Here is a 14,183-nt window from a genome sequence, read left to right on the forward strand (position 1 = left end):
CCACTTGCACGCGTGGGCGTGTACCTTGGGGCCGGTTTCCGTTGTTGGCGCTGCGATGAGTACCTACCACCTGCAGACCGTGTTCCGTCCCCGTTCGGTGGCTGTTGTGGGGGGCAGCCCGCGCGAGCGCTCGGCCGGGCGCGCGGTGATCCGCAACCTGCGCGCCGGCGGCTTCGCCGGGCAGATCGGCTGGGTCAGTCCGCGCTATGCCGAGATCGATGGCATGCGCACGGTCAAACGGCTCAAGGATCTGCCGTGGATCCCGGACCTGGTGGTGCTCACGGTGCCGGCCACGATCCTGCCGCAGGTGGTCAGCCAGGCCGCCGAGCTGGGCGTGGCCGCCGCGATCATCCTCACCTCCGGGCTGGGCAACGGCCCCGGCTCGCTGGCCGCGCAGGTCGAGGCCGCCGCGCGGCCGCGTGGCATGCGTGTGCTGGGGCCGCATTGCCTGGGCGTGATCGCACCGCATGCGCGGCTCAACGCCTCCATCGCCGCGCACACGCCGCAGGCCGGCGATCTGGCACTGATTTCCGAATCCAGCGCGATTGCCGCCGCGCTGGTGGAGTGGGGCGTGGCGCGATCGGTGGGGTTCTCGGCGGTGGTCTCGCTGGGCGATGCGCTGGATGTGGATTTCGGCGACCTGCTCGACTACTTCGCCGCCGACTACCGCACCCGCGCCATCCTGCTGTACGTCGACCAGATCAGCGATGCGCGCAAGTTCATGTCGGCCGCGCGTGCCGCCGCGCGCGCCAAGCCGGTGGTGGTGGTCAAGTCCGGTCGCCAGTCGCGGCCCAATGGACAGACGGCCAGCACCCACTCGCAGGCGCTGGCCGCCTCCGATGCGGTGTATGACGCCGCCTTCAACCGTGCCGGGCTGCTGCGGGTCAACGCGTTGGACGAGCTGTTCACCGCGGCCGAGACGCTGGGCCGGCTGGGCACCTTCCCCGGGCGCCGGCTGGCCATCCTCAGCAACGGCGGTGGCGTGGGCCGGCTGGCGGTGGACCAGCTGCAGGCGCTGGGCGGATCGCTGGCCGAGCTGTCACCGGCCACCATCGCGCAGCTGGACAAGGCGCTGCCGCAGGGCTGGTCACGCGACAACCCGGTCGACATCGTGGTCGATGCCGATGGCGGGCGTTATGCCGCGGCGATCGAGGCGCTGCTGTCCGATGAGGCCAATGATGCGGTGCTGGTGATCAACGTCCCCACCGCGTTCACCTCCTCGGCCGATGCCGCGCAGGCGCTGACCAGCACCTTGGGCCTGCGCTCGCGGCAGTTGCGCGACAAGCCGGTGTTCGCGGTATGGCTGGGCAATGACGATCGCGCCACAGCCACCCTCAACACCGCACGCGTGCCGACCTATCCGACCGAGGCCGAAGCGGTGCGCGGCTTCCAGCATCTGGTGCGTTACCGCGAGGCGCAGGCGGCGTTGATGGAGACCCCGCCCAGCCTGCCTGCCGATTTCGTGGTCGATGTCGCGGCGGCCCGCACGCTGGTGGAGGCGGCCCTGGCCAACGGCCAGCAATGGCTGGATCCGGTGGCCACGCATGCGCTGCTGCAGGCCTATGGCATCCCGTCGCTGGAAGTGATGGTCGCGCGCGATCCGCACGAGGCGATGGAGGTGGCGCAGCCGCTGCTGGAGCAGGGCCAGACCGTGGCGGTGAAGATCCTCTCGCCCGACATCCCGCACAAATCCCAGGTCGACGGGGTGCGCCTGAACCTGGGTACGCTGCAGGCGGTGCAGACGGCGGCGACCTCGATCCTGCAACGCGCGCGTGAACAGCGCCCGCAGGCGCGCATCGAAGGGGTGCTGGTGCAACCCTGCCTGCTGCGGCCCAAGGCCCGCGAGCTGATCGCCGGCATCGCCGATGACCCGGTGTTCGGCCCGGTGCTGGTGTTTGGTCGCGGTGGCACCGCGGTGGAAGTGATCGACGACAAGACCCTGGCGCTGCCGCCGCTGGATCTGCGCCTGGCCCACGAAGTGATCGGACGCACCCGGGTATCGCGCATCCTCAAGGCCTATGGCGATGTGCCGGCTGCCGACGAGCGGGCGGTGGCGCTGGTGCTGGTCAAGCTGGCGCAGCTGGCGGCCGATATCCCCGAGATCCGCACGCTGGATCTGAATCCGTTGCTGGCCGATCGCACCGGCGTGATCGCCGTGGATGCACGCATCGCCATCGCCGCGGTCAAGCGTCTGCACAAGGGCCGCGGCCATCCACGGTTTGCGATCTTCCCGTATCCCACCGAGTGGGAGCGCAGCATCGAGCTGTCCGATGGCGGCAAGGCGTTCGTGCGGCCGGTGCGCCCGGAAGATGACGCGTTGTTCCGCGCGTTCTTCGCGCGTGTCACCGATGATGATCTGCGGCTGCGCTTTTTCCAGTCGGTCAAACACTTCAGCCATGAATTCATCGCACGCCTCACCCAGCTCGATTACGCACGCTCCATCGCGCTGGTGGCGATCGACCCGAAGAATGGCGAGATGCTCGGCGCGGTACGCCTGCATGCCGATGCCGATTACAACCGCGGCGAGTACGGCATCCTGATCCGCTCGGACCTGAAGGGCCATGGCATCGGCTGGAAGCTGATGCAGATCATGATCGAGTACGCCCGGTGGCAGGGTCTGAACATCGTCGAAGGCCAGGTGCTGCGCGAGAACACCACCATGCTGGCGATGTGCCAGAGCCTGGGTTTCAAGGTGAAAGCCGATCCCGATGACGCGACCATCATGACTGTCACCTTGCCGGTCCATCCTGCCGGCGCCTAGGCAGGGCCGGGTTCAGTGGCGCGTGCGTGGCGAGTGTCTTCGACAGCCGCCGCGGGTTTGCGCCTGTGTTCCAGTCAGCAGGATGTCTGCAGCCCGGCGCCGGGCCACAATACCCGGATGCAAACTGCTGTCGCGGCGGCCGATACCGCCAGGATTCCCCTGTTGCTGCTGCCGGGCCTGTTGAACGACGCCACCCTCTGGCGTGCGCAGCTTGCGGCGTTGGCCGATATCGCCGATTGCCAGGTGGGTGATCTCACCCGGCATGACACTCTGCAGGCCACCACCGAGGCGGTGCTGGCTCACGCGCCGCCGCGGTTCGCCCTGGCCGGATTCTCGCTCGGTGGCTACATCGCCCAGCACATCCTGCGTATCGCGCCGGAGCGCGTGTTGCGCCTGGCACTGCTGGATACCTCCTGCCGACCCGATTCGCCCGAACGTGCCGCGCAACGGCTGGCGCAGCAGCACAGCGCGCGCCTGCCCGGCATGTTCCACGGGTTTGGCGACAAGCTGATGCGCAGCTATATCGACGCCTCACGACTGCAGGATCACGCCCTGGTCGACAGCGTGCGGGCGATGACCGCGCGCCTGGGCGCGGAGGTGTTCGTGCGGCAGAGCCGGATCGAACGGGTGGACGGCAGCCAGGTGCTGCGGCAGTGGCGCGGGCCGGCGCTGGTGCTGTGTGGCCAGAACGATGCGATCACGCCGCTGCCGGTCAGTCGCCAGATTGCCGCGTTGATGCCGCAGGCCACGCTGGTGGTCATCGCGCACTGTGGCCATCTGGCCCCTCTGGAGAAGCCGCAGCAGGTGACGGCAGCGATGCGGGAATGGCTGAGCGCGCCGGGCTGAACCCGGCCGGTCGGGCCGGCATCTGCGTCCGGCCCGCCGGCGGCGCGTTTGCCGCTCTCAGCCGCCGCTGTGGGATTCGGCGCTGGCCGCATCCAGCTGTGTGATCTGCGCTGCGGTCAGTGCCAGCTGTGCGGCGGCCAGCACCTCATGCAGCTGCGCCACGCCGGTGGCACTGACAATCGGTGCGCTGATGCCCGGACGCGCGATCAACCACGCCAGTGCCACCTGCGCCGGGGTCGCCTTGTGGCTGGCGGCCACGTCATCCAGTGCGGCCAGGATGCGCAGGCCACGCGGGTTGAGATAACGCTCCACCACTTTGGCCCCACGCGCGCTGCTCTGGCTCGCGTCGCCGGCGGTGCGGTACTTGCCACTGAGAAAGCCGCTGGCCAGTGCGTAGTAGCTGATCACGCCCAGCCCGTGCTCGCGGACCAGCGGTTCCAGCGCGGTCTCATACCCACTGCGGTCGTAGAGGTTGTATTCCGGCTGCAGGGTCTCGTAGCGCGGCAGGTGGTAGTCGGCGGAGACCTGCAGGGCCTCGCGCAGGCGCGCGGCGCTGTAGTTGGACGCACCGATCGCGCGTACTTTGCCCTGCTCGATCAGGCGGGCGAACGCCCCGAGGGTTTCCTCCAGCGGCACCGATTCATCATCCTCATGGGCCTGGTACAGGTCGATGGTGTCGATCTGCAGGCGGCGCAAGGAATCCTCGACGGCCTGATTGATGTTGTCCGCCGACAGGCCCGGCCGTTCGGCCCATTTGGCGACCTTGGTGGCGATCAGCACGTTCTGGCGCTTGCCGCTGCGCTTGAGCCAGCGGCCGATGATCGTCTCCGATTCGCCCCCCCGGTTGCCGGGTACCCACGCCGGGTATACATCGGCGGTGTCGATCAGGCTGAAGCCGGCCTCGACAAAGGCATCGAGCAGGGCGAAGGATGTTTTCTCATCGGCACTCCAGCCGAAGACATTGCCGCCGAAGGCGATCGGGGCGACGTGCAGGCCGGAGCGACCAAGTTCGCGTAACTGGGGCATGCGTACCTCCTTGGGTCCAGTGCCGCAGCATAGACGCACGGCGTTCACGTTCCGTTGGCATGCCCTGGAGAAGCCTTCCGGCAGGCACGCGCACAGGGCGTGCATGCGGGATATCCAACGTCCTCATGACCGCTGTGACGCGTGCTAGGCTCGCGGCCATCCATCCACATGAACAATCGGAGTCCGCGATGAGCAAGTCCGTACCGCTGCTGAGTGCCTGTCTGTTGGGAATGAGTGTGTTGCTCGCGGGCGCGCCGGCTGTTGCCACGCAGGCCGCGTCCAGCACTGCCGACCTCCAGGTTGCACCGCAGTTGCAGGCGGCGGTGGCCGGCAGCTGGCGCACCCCGGCCAATGTCGTCCGCGATGCGCATCGCCACCCGGCGCAGACGCTGTCGTTCTTCGGCCTGCAGCCGACACAGACGGTGGTGGAGATCACGCCCGGCGGCGGCTGGTATGCGGAGATCCTGGCGCCCTATCTGCGTGAGAACGGCCAGTACGTGGCTGCGGTGGTGGATCCACAGGCGTTGCCGGCCGGTGGCGGGCGTGACTACCAGCAGCGTTCGCGCGATGGCCTGACGAAGAAGTTCGCCGGGTCGCCGGCGCAGTTCGACCGCGCCGCGGTAATCGCCTTCGATCCGGCCGCGCCGGTGCTGGGCAAGCCCGCGTCGGCCGACCTGGTGTTGACCTTCCGCAACGTCCACAACTGGCGCTCCAACGATCAGGCCGATGGCATGTTCCGCGCGTTTTTCGAGGTGCTCAAGCCCGGTGGCACGCTGGGCGTGGTGGAGCACCGCGCCAAGACCGATGTGCCGGCCGATGACAAATCCGGCTATGTCGGCCAGGCGCAGGTGATCGCGATGGCCGAGGCGGCCGGCTTCAAGCTCGATGGCAGCAGCGAGATCAACGCCAATCCGCGGGACACGAAGGACTATCCCAAGGGCGTGTGGACGCTGCCGCCCTCCAACAGCCACGATGCCGCCGATGCGGCCAGGTACAAGGCCATCGGCGAGAGTGACCGGATGACGCTGCGTTTCGTCAAGCCCGTACTCTGATCGCACGTCTGCGTTGCGGGGATGGGAAAATGATCCCTGTCGTTTTCCCGTCCCTGCCGCTTCCATGCTGATCGCGTTCAACAAGCCCTTCAATGTCCTGTGCCAGTTCACCGATCGCAGCCAGCCGCCGCGGGCGACGCTGGCCGGTTTTGGCTTGCCGCCGCAGGTGTATGCCGCCGGGCGGCTGGACTACGACAGTGAAGGGCTGCTGCTGCTGACCGACAACGGCACGCTCGCGCACCGGCTGACCGACCCGCGCCATAAACAGTCCAAGACCTATTGGGTGCAGGTGGAAGGTGTGCCCACCGAAGAGAAGCTGCAGGCACTGCGCAGCGGTGTGCAGCTCAACGATGGCCCGACACTGCCGGCGGTGGTGCAGCTGCTGTCAACGCCGCCGGCGCTGTGGCCCCGCGATCCGCCGGTACGTTTCCGCAAGACCGTTCCCGATGCGTGGCTGGCAATCACCCTCCGCGAAGGGCGCAACCGCCAGGTGCGGCGCATGACCGCGGCGGTGAACCTGCCGACACTGCGGCTGGTACGTGCGTCGATGGGGCCGTATGCGGTGGAAGATCTGCAACCGGGCCAGTGGCGCCGGCTGGATTGAGGCCGCGCAACCCGGATGCCGTGAGCGGGTCAGGTGTTCTGCGATTACCGGCGATGTCGCGGATGTGACGGTGCAGAACGGGGGTGGGCCGCTGCGGTTGTGCGGCTACCTCCGGCGCTGCGGGGCAATGCCGGAGGTGCAAGGCCGGTATCAGGCGTCGCTGCCGATATCGCTGGTTTCCTCCACCACGCTGGCCGCATGGCGCCGGCGCTGGGCGATCTCGCGGGACCTGGCATCGATGGCGGCGTTGTCGCGCTTGTTCTTTCGGTACAGCGCGTAGCCGAGCAGGCCCAGTCCCACGGCGGCCACGGCAATGGTGGCGGTCGGGTTGCGCTTTGCGACCTTGGTCACCGCGCGGCCGCCGGTCTTCATCGCACCGATGGCGGCACCGGCCTTTAGCCATTCGGCGGCATTGGAACCGCCGCTCTTGAGGTTGTCGCCGGCATGGCCGACAAGCTCCATGGCGCGCTCCAGGGCCGGTCCGGTGATATCGCTGAACTTGCTCATGTGGGGTGTCCTTTGAGTCACGGGGCAGACGCCGAGTGTCGACGTCCGGGCGTGTAGAGAATGTTAGCCGCAATGAATGCAGCGTGGCTGCAGGTGCGATCCATGCGCCGCATACCGAGGATGGTGTTGCGTGCAGCGGCCGTTTTCAGGCGATCCCCGTACGCGGTGAGGCATCCGCGGAGCGTTGGGTCATGCCGCACCGGGCTCCGGATCGTGGGGTGACCGGTGTCGCGACCGCGCGCCGCATCACGCATGGTTTCGCACTGCGGCCCTGCCTGATGGCCGTCACCGGACCTGTCACGTCCCGCGGGGCTTTGCGCGATGCGTGGCCGAGGCGGTCCACGGATCATCGGGCCACGGATGCCGTGGATAGCGTCCTTTCATTTCCTTCTTCACTTCGGCATAGGTGTTCTGCCAGAAATTCCTCAGGTCGCCGGTCACCTGCAGCGGCTTGCCCCCGGGCGAGAGCAGGTGCAGCAGCAGCGGCACCCGGCCATCGGCGATGCGCGGGGTGTCGGCCAGGCCGAACAGTTCCTGCAGTTTCACCGCCAGCACCGGCGGTCGTGGGGTAAGGCCGTCATCGTCCATCGCGTAGTCGATGCGCCGTTCCATGCCCGACGGCACGCTGATTCGCACCGGTGCATAGCGGTCCAGCAGTTGCCGTTGCGACCACGGCAGCGGTGACTTCAGTGCTTCGCCCAGTTCCTCCTCGCCCAGCGCGTCGAGCCGGCTCTTGCCGGCGAAGGCCGGTTTGAGCCAGTCATCGAGCGTGGCCAGCAGGGCCGTGTCGGACAGATCGGGTAGCGCCAGCTCGGGCATCCAGTGGCGCAACGCCAGCGTGCGCCAGCGCCATTGCCGCAGGCCCTCGGTCCACGGCAGCGCCTCCAGTCCCAGTTCGCGCACCGCATCGGTCAGCGCCTGCGCGGCGTGGGCCGGATCGACACGGCCGGCCGCGCGGCTGTCGAGCACGATCCGGTCAAAGCGCGATTCGCGGCGCGCGCTCAGGGCGCGTTTGTCGGCGTCCCAGCGCACCACCTCCTGCTGTACGAAGCGGTCGGGGAAATCGGCGCGCAGGCGCGCCTCATCCACCGGCGCGGCGCGCAGCAGCAAGGCATCCTTGGCTTCATGGCGCAGCTCGCTGGCGACCAGCCACGGCTCGCCGCGCAGGTCGCTGGTATCGAACAGGCGCGCGCTGCGGCCGTTGGCCAACAGGTAGCGCTGCGGATCATTCGGGTGCTGTACGGCGATGCGATCGGGAAAGGCGTGGGCGAGCAGATCACCCAGTTCATGGGCCTCGACGCTGGCAGGCGGGGCGGCGTCGCAGCGCAGGCGGCGGCGCCACTGCCTGGCGGCGGCGTCGATCGCGGTCAGCGCGCCACGGTTGGCATCGGCCGGCATCCGTCCGCCGCGCAGCGCGGCCAGGGCGCGCCAGCGTGCGGCCAGCGCATCGCCGCCCTGACGCAGCGGGTCACGCGCTTCGATCAGCGCAGCCAGGTCTGCGGCCAGCGCCTGTTCGCGGGCGCCCCGGGCGGCCAGCAACATCGCCGCCAGCCGCGGGTGGGTACCCAGCGCCAGCATGCGGCGGCCGCTGACGGTGATCGAGCCGCTGTCGCCGAGTGCGCCCAGCCGTTGCAGCAACTCGCGCGCGGCCGCCATTGCGCCGGCCGGCGGGGTGTCGACGAAGCGCAGCGCGTCGCTGCCCCAGGCCGCCAGTTCCAGCGCCAGCGCGGCCAGTTCCACCTGCGCGATTTCCGGCCGGCGTTGCGCCTCCAGCCGTTGCGATTGCGGCCACAGCCGGTAGGCCCAGCCCTCGGCCACGCGCCCGGCACGTCCGGCGCGCTGGTCGGCCGAGGCCTGCGAGATGGCCACGATATCCAGTCGCGAGAAACCGCTGTTGGGGTCGTAGCGCGGCTCGCGGGCCAGTCCGGCATCGATCACCACCCGCACGCCGGGCAGGGTGACCGAGGATTCGGCGACGTTGGTGGCCAGCACCACCCGCCGCTGGCCGTCCGGGTCCGGTTGCAGCACGCGCGTCTGCTGCTCCACCGGCAGCTCGCCATGCAGCGGTAGCACGGCAGCCGTGGCATCCAGCGTGCCAGCCAGGGCGGCCTGCACCTTGCCGATCTCGCGCTGGCCGGGCAGGAACACCAGCACGTCGCCGGGGTGCTGCCTCAGCGCCTGTTCCACCGCGCGGCGGGTCTGCGCTTCCAGCGCCTCGTCGCGGCGGGCCGGAAAATGGCTCACCACCACCGGGAAACTGCGGCCCTCGCTGGACAGGCGTGGCGCCTCCAGAAAACCGGCCAGCCGTTCACCGTCGAGCGTGGCCGACATCACCACGATGCGCAGGTCCTCGCGCAGCTGCGATTGCACGTCCAGCGCCAGCGCCAGGCCCAGATCGGCCGCCAGGTGGCGCTCGTGGAATTCATCGAACAGCAGGGCGCCGACGCCTTCCAGCAGCGGGTCGTCCTGCAGCATCCGGGTCAGGATGCCTTCGGTGACAACCTCGATCCGCGTGCGCGCGGAAATCTTGTTCTCGAAGCGGATGCGATAGCCGACGGTGTCGCCGACCGGCTCACCGAGCTGGCGGGCCATGAAGGTGGCGGCGCTGCGGGCGGCCACGCGTCGCGGTTCGAGCATGATGATCCTGCGCCCTTCCAGCCACGGCGCATCCCGTAGTGCCAGTGGCACCTGGGTGGTCTTGCCGGCGCCGGGCGGGGCTTCAAGCACCAGTCGCGCATGCGCGGTGAGCTGCGCGCGGATCTGCGGCAGCAGCGGGGAAATCGGGAAGTCGGGGAAGGCCATACGGTACAAGGATAAAGCCTGGTGCCGCGCGCTCGGCGGCTTGCTTGCCGACCAGCCACTACAATGCGGGTTTTCCGCGACACCAGACCCTGCAATGCAACTGATCGATATCGGCGCCAATCTCACCCACGATTCCTTCGATCGCGACCGCGATGCGGTGCTTGCGCGGGCGCGCGAGGCCGGTGTGGTGCAGATGGTGATCACCGGCGCCAGCCGCGAGCATTCGCCGATGGCGCTGGAACTGGCGCAGCAGCATCCCGGGATCCTGTTCGCCACTGCCGGTGTGCATCCGCACCACGCGTTGGAATACACCGAGGAGTGCGATGCCGAGATGCGCGCGCTGCATGCCCATCCGGAAGTGGTGGCGGTGGGCGAGTGTGGACTGGATTACAACCGCGATTTCTCGCCGCGCCCGGCGCAGCGCAATGCCTTCGAACGTCAGCTGCAGCTGGCCAGCGAGAATCACAAACCGCTGTTCCTGCACCAGCGCGATGCGCATGCCGATTTCATGGCGATGATGAAGAACTTCGACGGCCGGCTTGGCCCGGCCGTGGTGCATTGCTTTACCGGCGAGCGCCAGGAGCTGTTCGACTATCTGGACCAGGACTGGTACATCGGCATCACCGGCTGGCTGTGCGACGAACGCCGTGGCGCGCATCTGCGCGAGCTGGTCAAACATATTCCGGCGCAGCGGTTGATGATCGAAACCGATGCGCCGTACCTGCTGCCGCGCACCCTCAAGCCGATGCCCAAAGACCGGCGCAACGAGCCGATGTTCCTGTCGCATATCGTGGAGGAGCTGGCGCGTGATCGCGGCGAGGACGTCGCGCTGACCGCCGCCAACGCTACCGCGGCCACCCGCGCGTTCTTCGGCCTGCCGGACGCCGGCTAGGGCGCCTCACCGGCCGGACCGCTGCGGCCATCGCCCGCTTCCCAGGCGTCCCTCAAGCCTTCGCGGTAGCTGCGGAAGCGCGGCTGCCACTGCAGCGCCTGGCGCGTACCGCGGCTGTCGATGCGTTTGTTGCTGGCATGGAAGCGGCGCAGCATCGGCTCGAGCGCGTCGTCGTCCCAGGCCAGCGCCGGCGGCATCGCGAAGCCGCCGAGCTGCGCGGCATGCGCCAGCACGTCCTGCGGTGGTGCCGGTTCGTCGTCGGCCGGCAGGTACAGCGCGTCGCGGACCGGCCGGCACATCGCCGCGGCCACGGCCTCGGCCAGGTCCTCGACGTGCAGCCGGTTGAACACCAGCCCGGGCCGCACGATGTGGCGCGCGCGGCCCTGCGCCAGCCGTACCAGCGCGTTGCGGCCGCGGCCGTACAGGCCCGGCAGGCGGAACGTGGCCGAGGCGATGCCGCGTTCGGCGGCCAGCGTGCGCCACTGCGCTTCGGCCAGAAGCCGGCGCAGTGCGACGGCATCACCGGCATCGGCCTCGGCGTGTTCGTCGACCCAGCCGCCGCCGCGATCGCCGTATACGCCGGTCGAGGACAGGTAGCCGATCCAGCGCAGCGCCGGGCTGGCCTGCAGGGCGGGAACGAGCAGGCGCAGCGCGGGGTCGCCGTCGGCATCGGGCGGCACGCTGCACAGCACCGCGTCGGCCCGGGCGATGGCGTCCAGCAGCGCCGTGTCGGGGGCGTGGTCCGGATGCAGGCGATGGCGCACGAGGCCGTCGCCGGGCGCGGGTGCCGGATCGCGCACGCTGCCCGCCACGGCCACGCCCAGCGACCGCAGATGCAGCGCCAATGCGCGGCCGGCGAAGCCCATCCCCAGGATCAGCACCCGCCGTGGCAGCATTCCGGCGGCGGTCATGCGCCGCGGTGTGCTTCGTAGGCCTGCAGGTGGCAGTAGGCGGCCTGCAGCAGGGGCGCCGACTGTTCCTGCGCAAGCGCGCGGCCCAGCATGTCGCCGACGATATGCGCCGCTTCCACGCGTTGCCCGGCTTCCAGATCACGCAGCATCGAGGCCTTGATCGGCGAACCGGCCCTGGTCAGCGCGGACAGGGCGATGTCCTGCGCTTTCTGCGGGATCGCCTGGCCGGTGGCGGCGGCCACTGCCAGGCATTCGCCATACAGCGCCTGCATGAACGCGGTGCCATGGTCACTGGCCACGATGCTGCCGACATCGGCACGCATCAGGCAGGTACCGGCGGCCAGCGCGGTCAGGAAGGTGTACTTGATCCACTGCTCCCGGGCGATATCGGCCGAGGCGACATGGTCGATGCCGGCCTGTTCGCAGGCCGTGACCAGGGCGGCCACGCGCGCGCTGTCAGCGCCGCCGTCGCGCTCGCCGAAGGTCAGCTTGGCCGGCGTGTCCAGATGCAGCACCGCGCCGTCGGCGGCCTTGGTCGCGCTGATGAAGCACAGTCCGCCCAGCACCCGCTCGCGTCCGAAACGTGCATCCAGCGCGGCGTAGTGGTGCAGGCCGTTGAGGATCGGCAGCACGCTGGTGTGTGTGCCGACCGCCGGGGCGATCGCCTCGATCGCGCTGTCCAGGTCGTAGGCCTTGCAGCTGAGGATCACCAGATCGAACGGGCGTTCCAGCACGCCGTGCGGTAGCGCATCGGCGGTGACGTGGGCGACCGGGAAAGTGGCATCGCCCAGCGGGCTGCGGATCACCAGGCCATCGCGCTCCAGCTGCGCGGCGCGGCCCGACCGTACCAGGAAGGTGACATCAAGACCGGCCTGGGCCAGACGTCCGCCAAAGTAGCCGCCGGTACCACCGGCGCCGAGAATCAGGATGCGCATCAGATCGTAAGTCCATCAGCAAGGGGAGCCGGCCCATCATAGGTGTGCGCGCGGCGGCCGCAGGTAAAAAGAAGGCGCCTTGCGGCGCCCCCGGGTTCAGCTGCGCAGGCCGACGCCGCGCTTGAGCAGCCACAGTGCCAGCGCGCCGAGCGCGGCGACGAAGCCGAGCATCAGCGCATACGACACCCACAGCGGCACGTCGCTGCTGCCCAGCAGGCCGTAGCGGAAGGCGTTGACCATGTAGAAGATCGGGTTGGCATGGGTCAGCGTCTGCGCCCAGCCCGGCAGCAGGGTGATCGAATAGAACACGCCGCCCAGGTAGGTCAGCGGGGTCAGGATGAAGGTCGGCACGATCGCCACGTCGTCGAACTTCTTGGCATAGACCGCGTTGATGAAGCCGGCCAGCGAGAAGATCGTCGCGCCCAGCAGCACCGTGCTCAGCGTCACCAGCGGATGCGGGATGCGCACCGGGGTGAAGAACATGGCGATCAGCAGCACGATCACGCCCACGGCCATGCCGCGCGCCACTGCGCCGGCCACATAGCCGCCGAGGATCACCCAGTTCGGCATCGGGCTGACCAGCAGCTCCTCGATATGGCGGCCGAACTTGGCGCCGAAGAACGAGGAGGAGATGTTGCCGTAGCTGTTCTGGATCACGCTCATCATCACCAGACCCGGCACGATGAACTGCATGTAGCTGTAGCCGCCCATGTCGCCGATCTTCGAGCCGATCAGGCCACCGAAGATCAGGAAGTACAGGGTCATTGTGATCGCCGGCGGCACCAGGGTCTGGCCCCAGATGCGCAGGATGCGGTTGATCTCGCGGCGCACGATGGTGCCCAGTGCCACCCAGTTGCGCGCGCCGGTGGTGGCGGTTTCGGTGTTGGCGGCGGGGGTCATGCGGAGGTCTCCAGGTTGCCGGTCAGGCGCACGAACAGCTCTTCCAGGCGGTTGCTCTTGGTGCGCATCGAGCGCACGCGGATGCCGGCGCTGTTGAGCGCGGCGAACACGCGGTTGAGGTCCATCGCGCGCGGCATGTCCATGTCCAGGGTGTGTGCATCGGTGGCGACCAGCGTGGCGCCTTCGATCTGCGGCAGCTGCGCGGGCAGCTCACCGTCGATGTCGAAGATGAAGCCTTCCACGTCGAGTTTGGCCAGCAGGTCGCGCATCGGCCCCTGCTCGACGATCCGGCCGTGGTTGATGATGGCCAGGTTGCGGCACAGCTGCTCGGCTTCTTCCAGGTAATGGGTGGTCAGGATGATGGTGGTGCCGGCGGCGTTGATCTCCTGCAGCGTCTTCCACATGTCGCGGCGGATCTCGATATCCACCCCGGCGGTGGGTTCGTCCAGGATCAGCAGGCGCGGGCGGGTCATCATCGCGCGGGCGATCATCAGCCGCCGCTTCATGCCGCCGGACAGCGTGCGGCTCATCATCTGCGCCTTGTTCCACAGGTGGGCGCGCCTGAGCTCCTCTTCGGCGCGCACCTCCGCCTCGGCACGTGGAATGCCGTAGAAGCCGGCGTAGTTGACCAGGATGTCGAAGGGCTTCTCGAACAGGTTGAAGTTGATTTCCTGCGGCACCAGCCCGAGCAGGCGCATCGTCGCGCTGCGATTGCTGACCAGATCGGTGCCGAACACTTCGACCTGGCCTTCGCTGAGGTTCACCAGCGAGGAGACGATGCCGATCAGGGTCGACTTGCCGGCGCCGTTGGGGCCGAGCAGGGCGAAGAAATCACCGGGCGCCACTTCCAGCGACACGCCCTTGAGCGCGTGCACGCCGTTGTCGTAGGTCTTGCGGAGGTCGGTCACGCGCAACGCGGGCGCGACGGGGGAGGTTCGGGGGTCCAA

12 protein-coding genes are annotated in these 14,183 nt (G+C 68.7%); 5 read left to right on the plus strand and 7 right to left on the minus strand.

Annotation, left to right across the window (positions count from 1 at the left end; translation table 11 throughout):
- Positions 1-55 precede the first annotated feature (55 nt).
- Both ACVOMC_RS01075 and ACVOMC_RS01080 read left to right on the plus strand, forming a co-directional pair.
- Positions 56-2,761: a bifunctional acetate--CoA ligase family protein/GNAT family N-acetyltransferase gene (locus ACVOMC_RS01075; RefSeq protein WP_481522498.1), complete on the plus strand. Its 2,706-nt coding sequence runs from the start codon at positions 56-58 to the stop codon at positions 2,759-2,761.
- A 117-nt stretch (positions 2,762-2,878) separates the two neighbouring features.
- Positions 2,879-3,607, plus strand: coding sequence for an alpha/beta fold hydrolase (locus tag ACVOMC_RS01080; protein WP_481522499.1), 729 nt, complete (start codon positions 2,879-2,881; stop codon positions 3,605-3,607).
- Between the two features lie 57 nt (positions 3,608-3,664).
- Here ACVOMC_RS01080 and ACVOMC_RS01085 read toward each other — a convergent pair whose 3' ends face one another.
- Positions 3,665-4,633 carry an aldo/keto reductase gene (locus tag ACVOMC_RS01085; RefSeq protein WP_481522500.1) on the minus strand — a complete coding sequence of 323 codons (969 nt, stop codon included), beginning with the start codon at positions 4,631-4,633 and terminating at the stop codon, positions 3,665-3,667.
- Between the two features lie 188 nt (positions 4,634-4,821).
- On the opposite strand from ACVOMC_RS01085, the gene ACVOMC_RS01090 reads away from it, so the two are divergent.
- Both ACVOMC_RS01090 and ACVOMC_RS01095 read left to right on the plus strand, forming a co-directional pair.
- The gene (locus ACVOMC_RS01090; RefSeq protein ID WP_481522501.1) at positions 4,822-5,685 is read left to right on the plus strand and encodes a class I SAM-dependent methyltransferase; all 864 of its coding nucleotides are present in this window, start codon (positions 4,822-4,824) and stop codon (positions 5,683-5,685) included.
- A 64-nt stretch (positions 5,686-5,749) separates the two neighbouring features.
- Positions 5,750-6,289 carry a pseudouridine synthase gene (locus ACVOMC_RS01095; protein ID WP_481522502.1) on the plus strand — a complete coding sequence of 180 codons (540 nt, stop codon included), beginning with the start codon at positions 5,750-5,752 and terminating at the stop codon, positions 6,287-6,289.
- 150 nt (positions 6,290-6,439) lie between these two features.
- Here ACVOMC_RS01095 and ACVOMC_RS01100 read toward each other — a convergent pair whose 3' ends face one another.
- A complete protein-coding gene (locus ACVOMC_RS01100; RefSeq protein ID WP_054659121.1) occupies positions 6,440-6,796 on the minus strand; it encodes a hypothetical protein in 357 nt (118 codons plus the stop codon).
- Between the two features lie 297 nt (positions 6,797-7,093).
- The gene (hrpB, locus tag ACVOMC_RS01105; RefSeq protein ID WP_481522715.1) at positions 7,094-9,598 is read right to left on the minus strand and encodes an ATP-dependent helicase HrpB; all 2,505 of its coding nucleotides are present in this window, start codon (positions 9,596-9,598) and stop codon (positions 7,094-7,096) included.
- A 94-nt stretch (positions 9,599-9,692) separates the two neighbouring features.
- On the opposite strand from hrpB, the gene ACVOMC_RS01110 reads away from it, so the two are divergent.
- On the plus strand, positions 9,693-10,490 hold the full coding sequence (locus ACVOMC_RS01110; protein WP_481522503.1) for a TatD family hydrolase: 798 nt from the start codon (positions 9,693-9,695) through the stop codon (positions 10,488-10,490).
- Here the strand turns inward: ACVOMC_RS01110 and ACVOMC_RS01115 are convergent.
- From ACVOMC_RS01115 to ACVOMC_RS01130, 4 genes are all read right to left on the minus strand, one after another.
- A complete protein-coding gene (locus ACVOMC_RS01115; RefSeq protein ID WP_481522504.1) occupies positions 10,487-11,401 on the minus strand; it encodes a Rossmann-fold NAD(P)-binding domain-containing protein in 915 nt (304 codons plus the stop codon). The two genes, ACVOMC_RS01110 and ACVOMC_RS01115, sit on opposite strands and share 4 nt — an antisense overlap.
- Positions 11,398-12,336: a 2-dehydropantoate 2-reductase gene (gene panE / locus ACVOMC_RS01120; protein ID WP_481522505.1), complete on the minus strand. Its 939-nt coding sequence runs from the start codon at positions 12,334-12,336 to the stop codon at positions 11,398-11,400. The genes ACVOMC_RS01115 and panE overlap by 4 nt, the downstream gene beginning before the upstream one ends.
- A gap of 96 nt (positions 12,337-12,432) precedes the next feature.
- A complete protein-coding gene (locus tag ACVOMC_RS01125; protein ID WP_481522506.1) occupies positions 12,433-13,236 on the minus strand; it encodes an ABC transporter permease in 804 nt (267 codons plus the stop codon).
- A complete protein-coding gene (locus ACVOMC_RS01130) occupies positions 13,233-14,183 on the minus strand; it encodes an ABC transporter ATP-binding protein (RefSeq protein ID WP_481522507.1) in 951 nt (316 codons plus the stop codon). Before ACVOMC_RS01130 ends, ACVOMC_RS01125 begins: the two co-directional genes overlap by 4 nt.

It is taken from the genome of Stenotrophomonas sp. STEN014 (genome assembly GCF_056760315.1).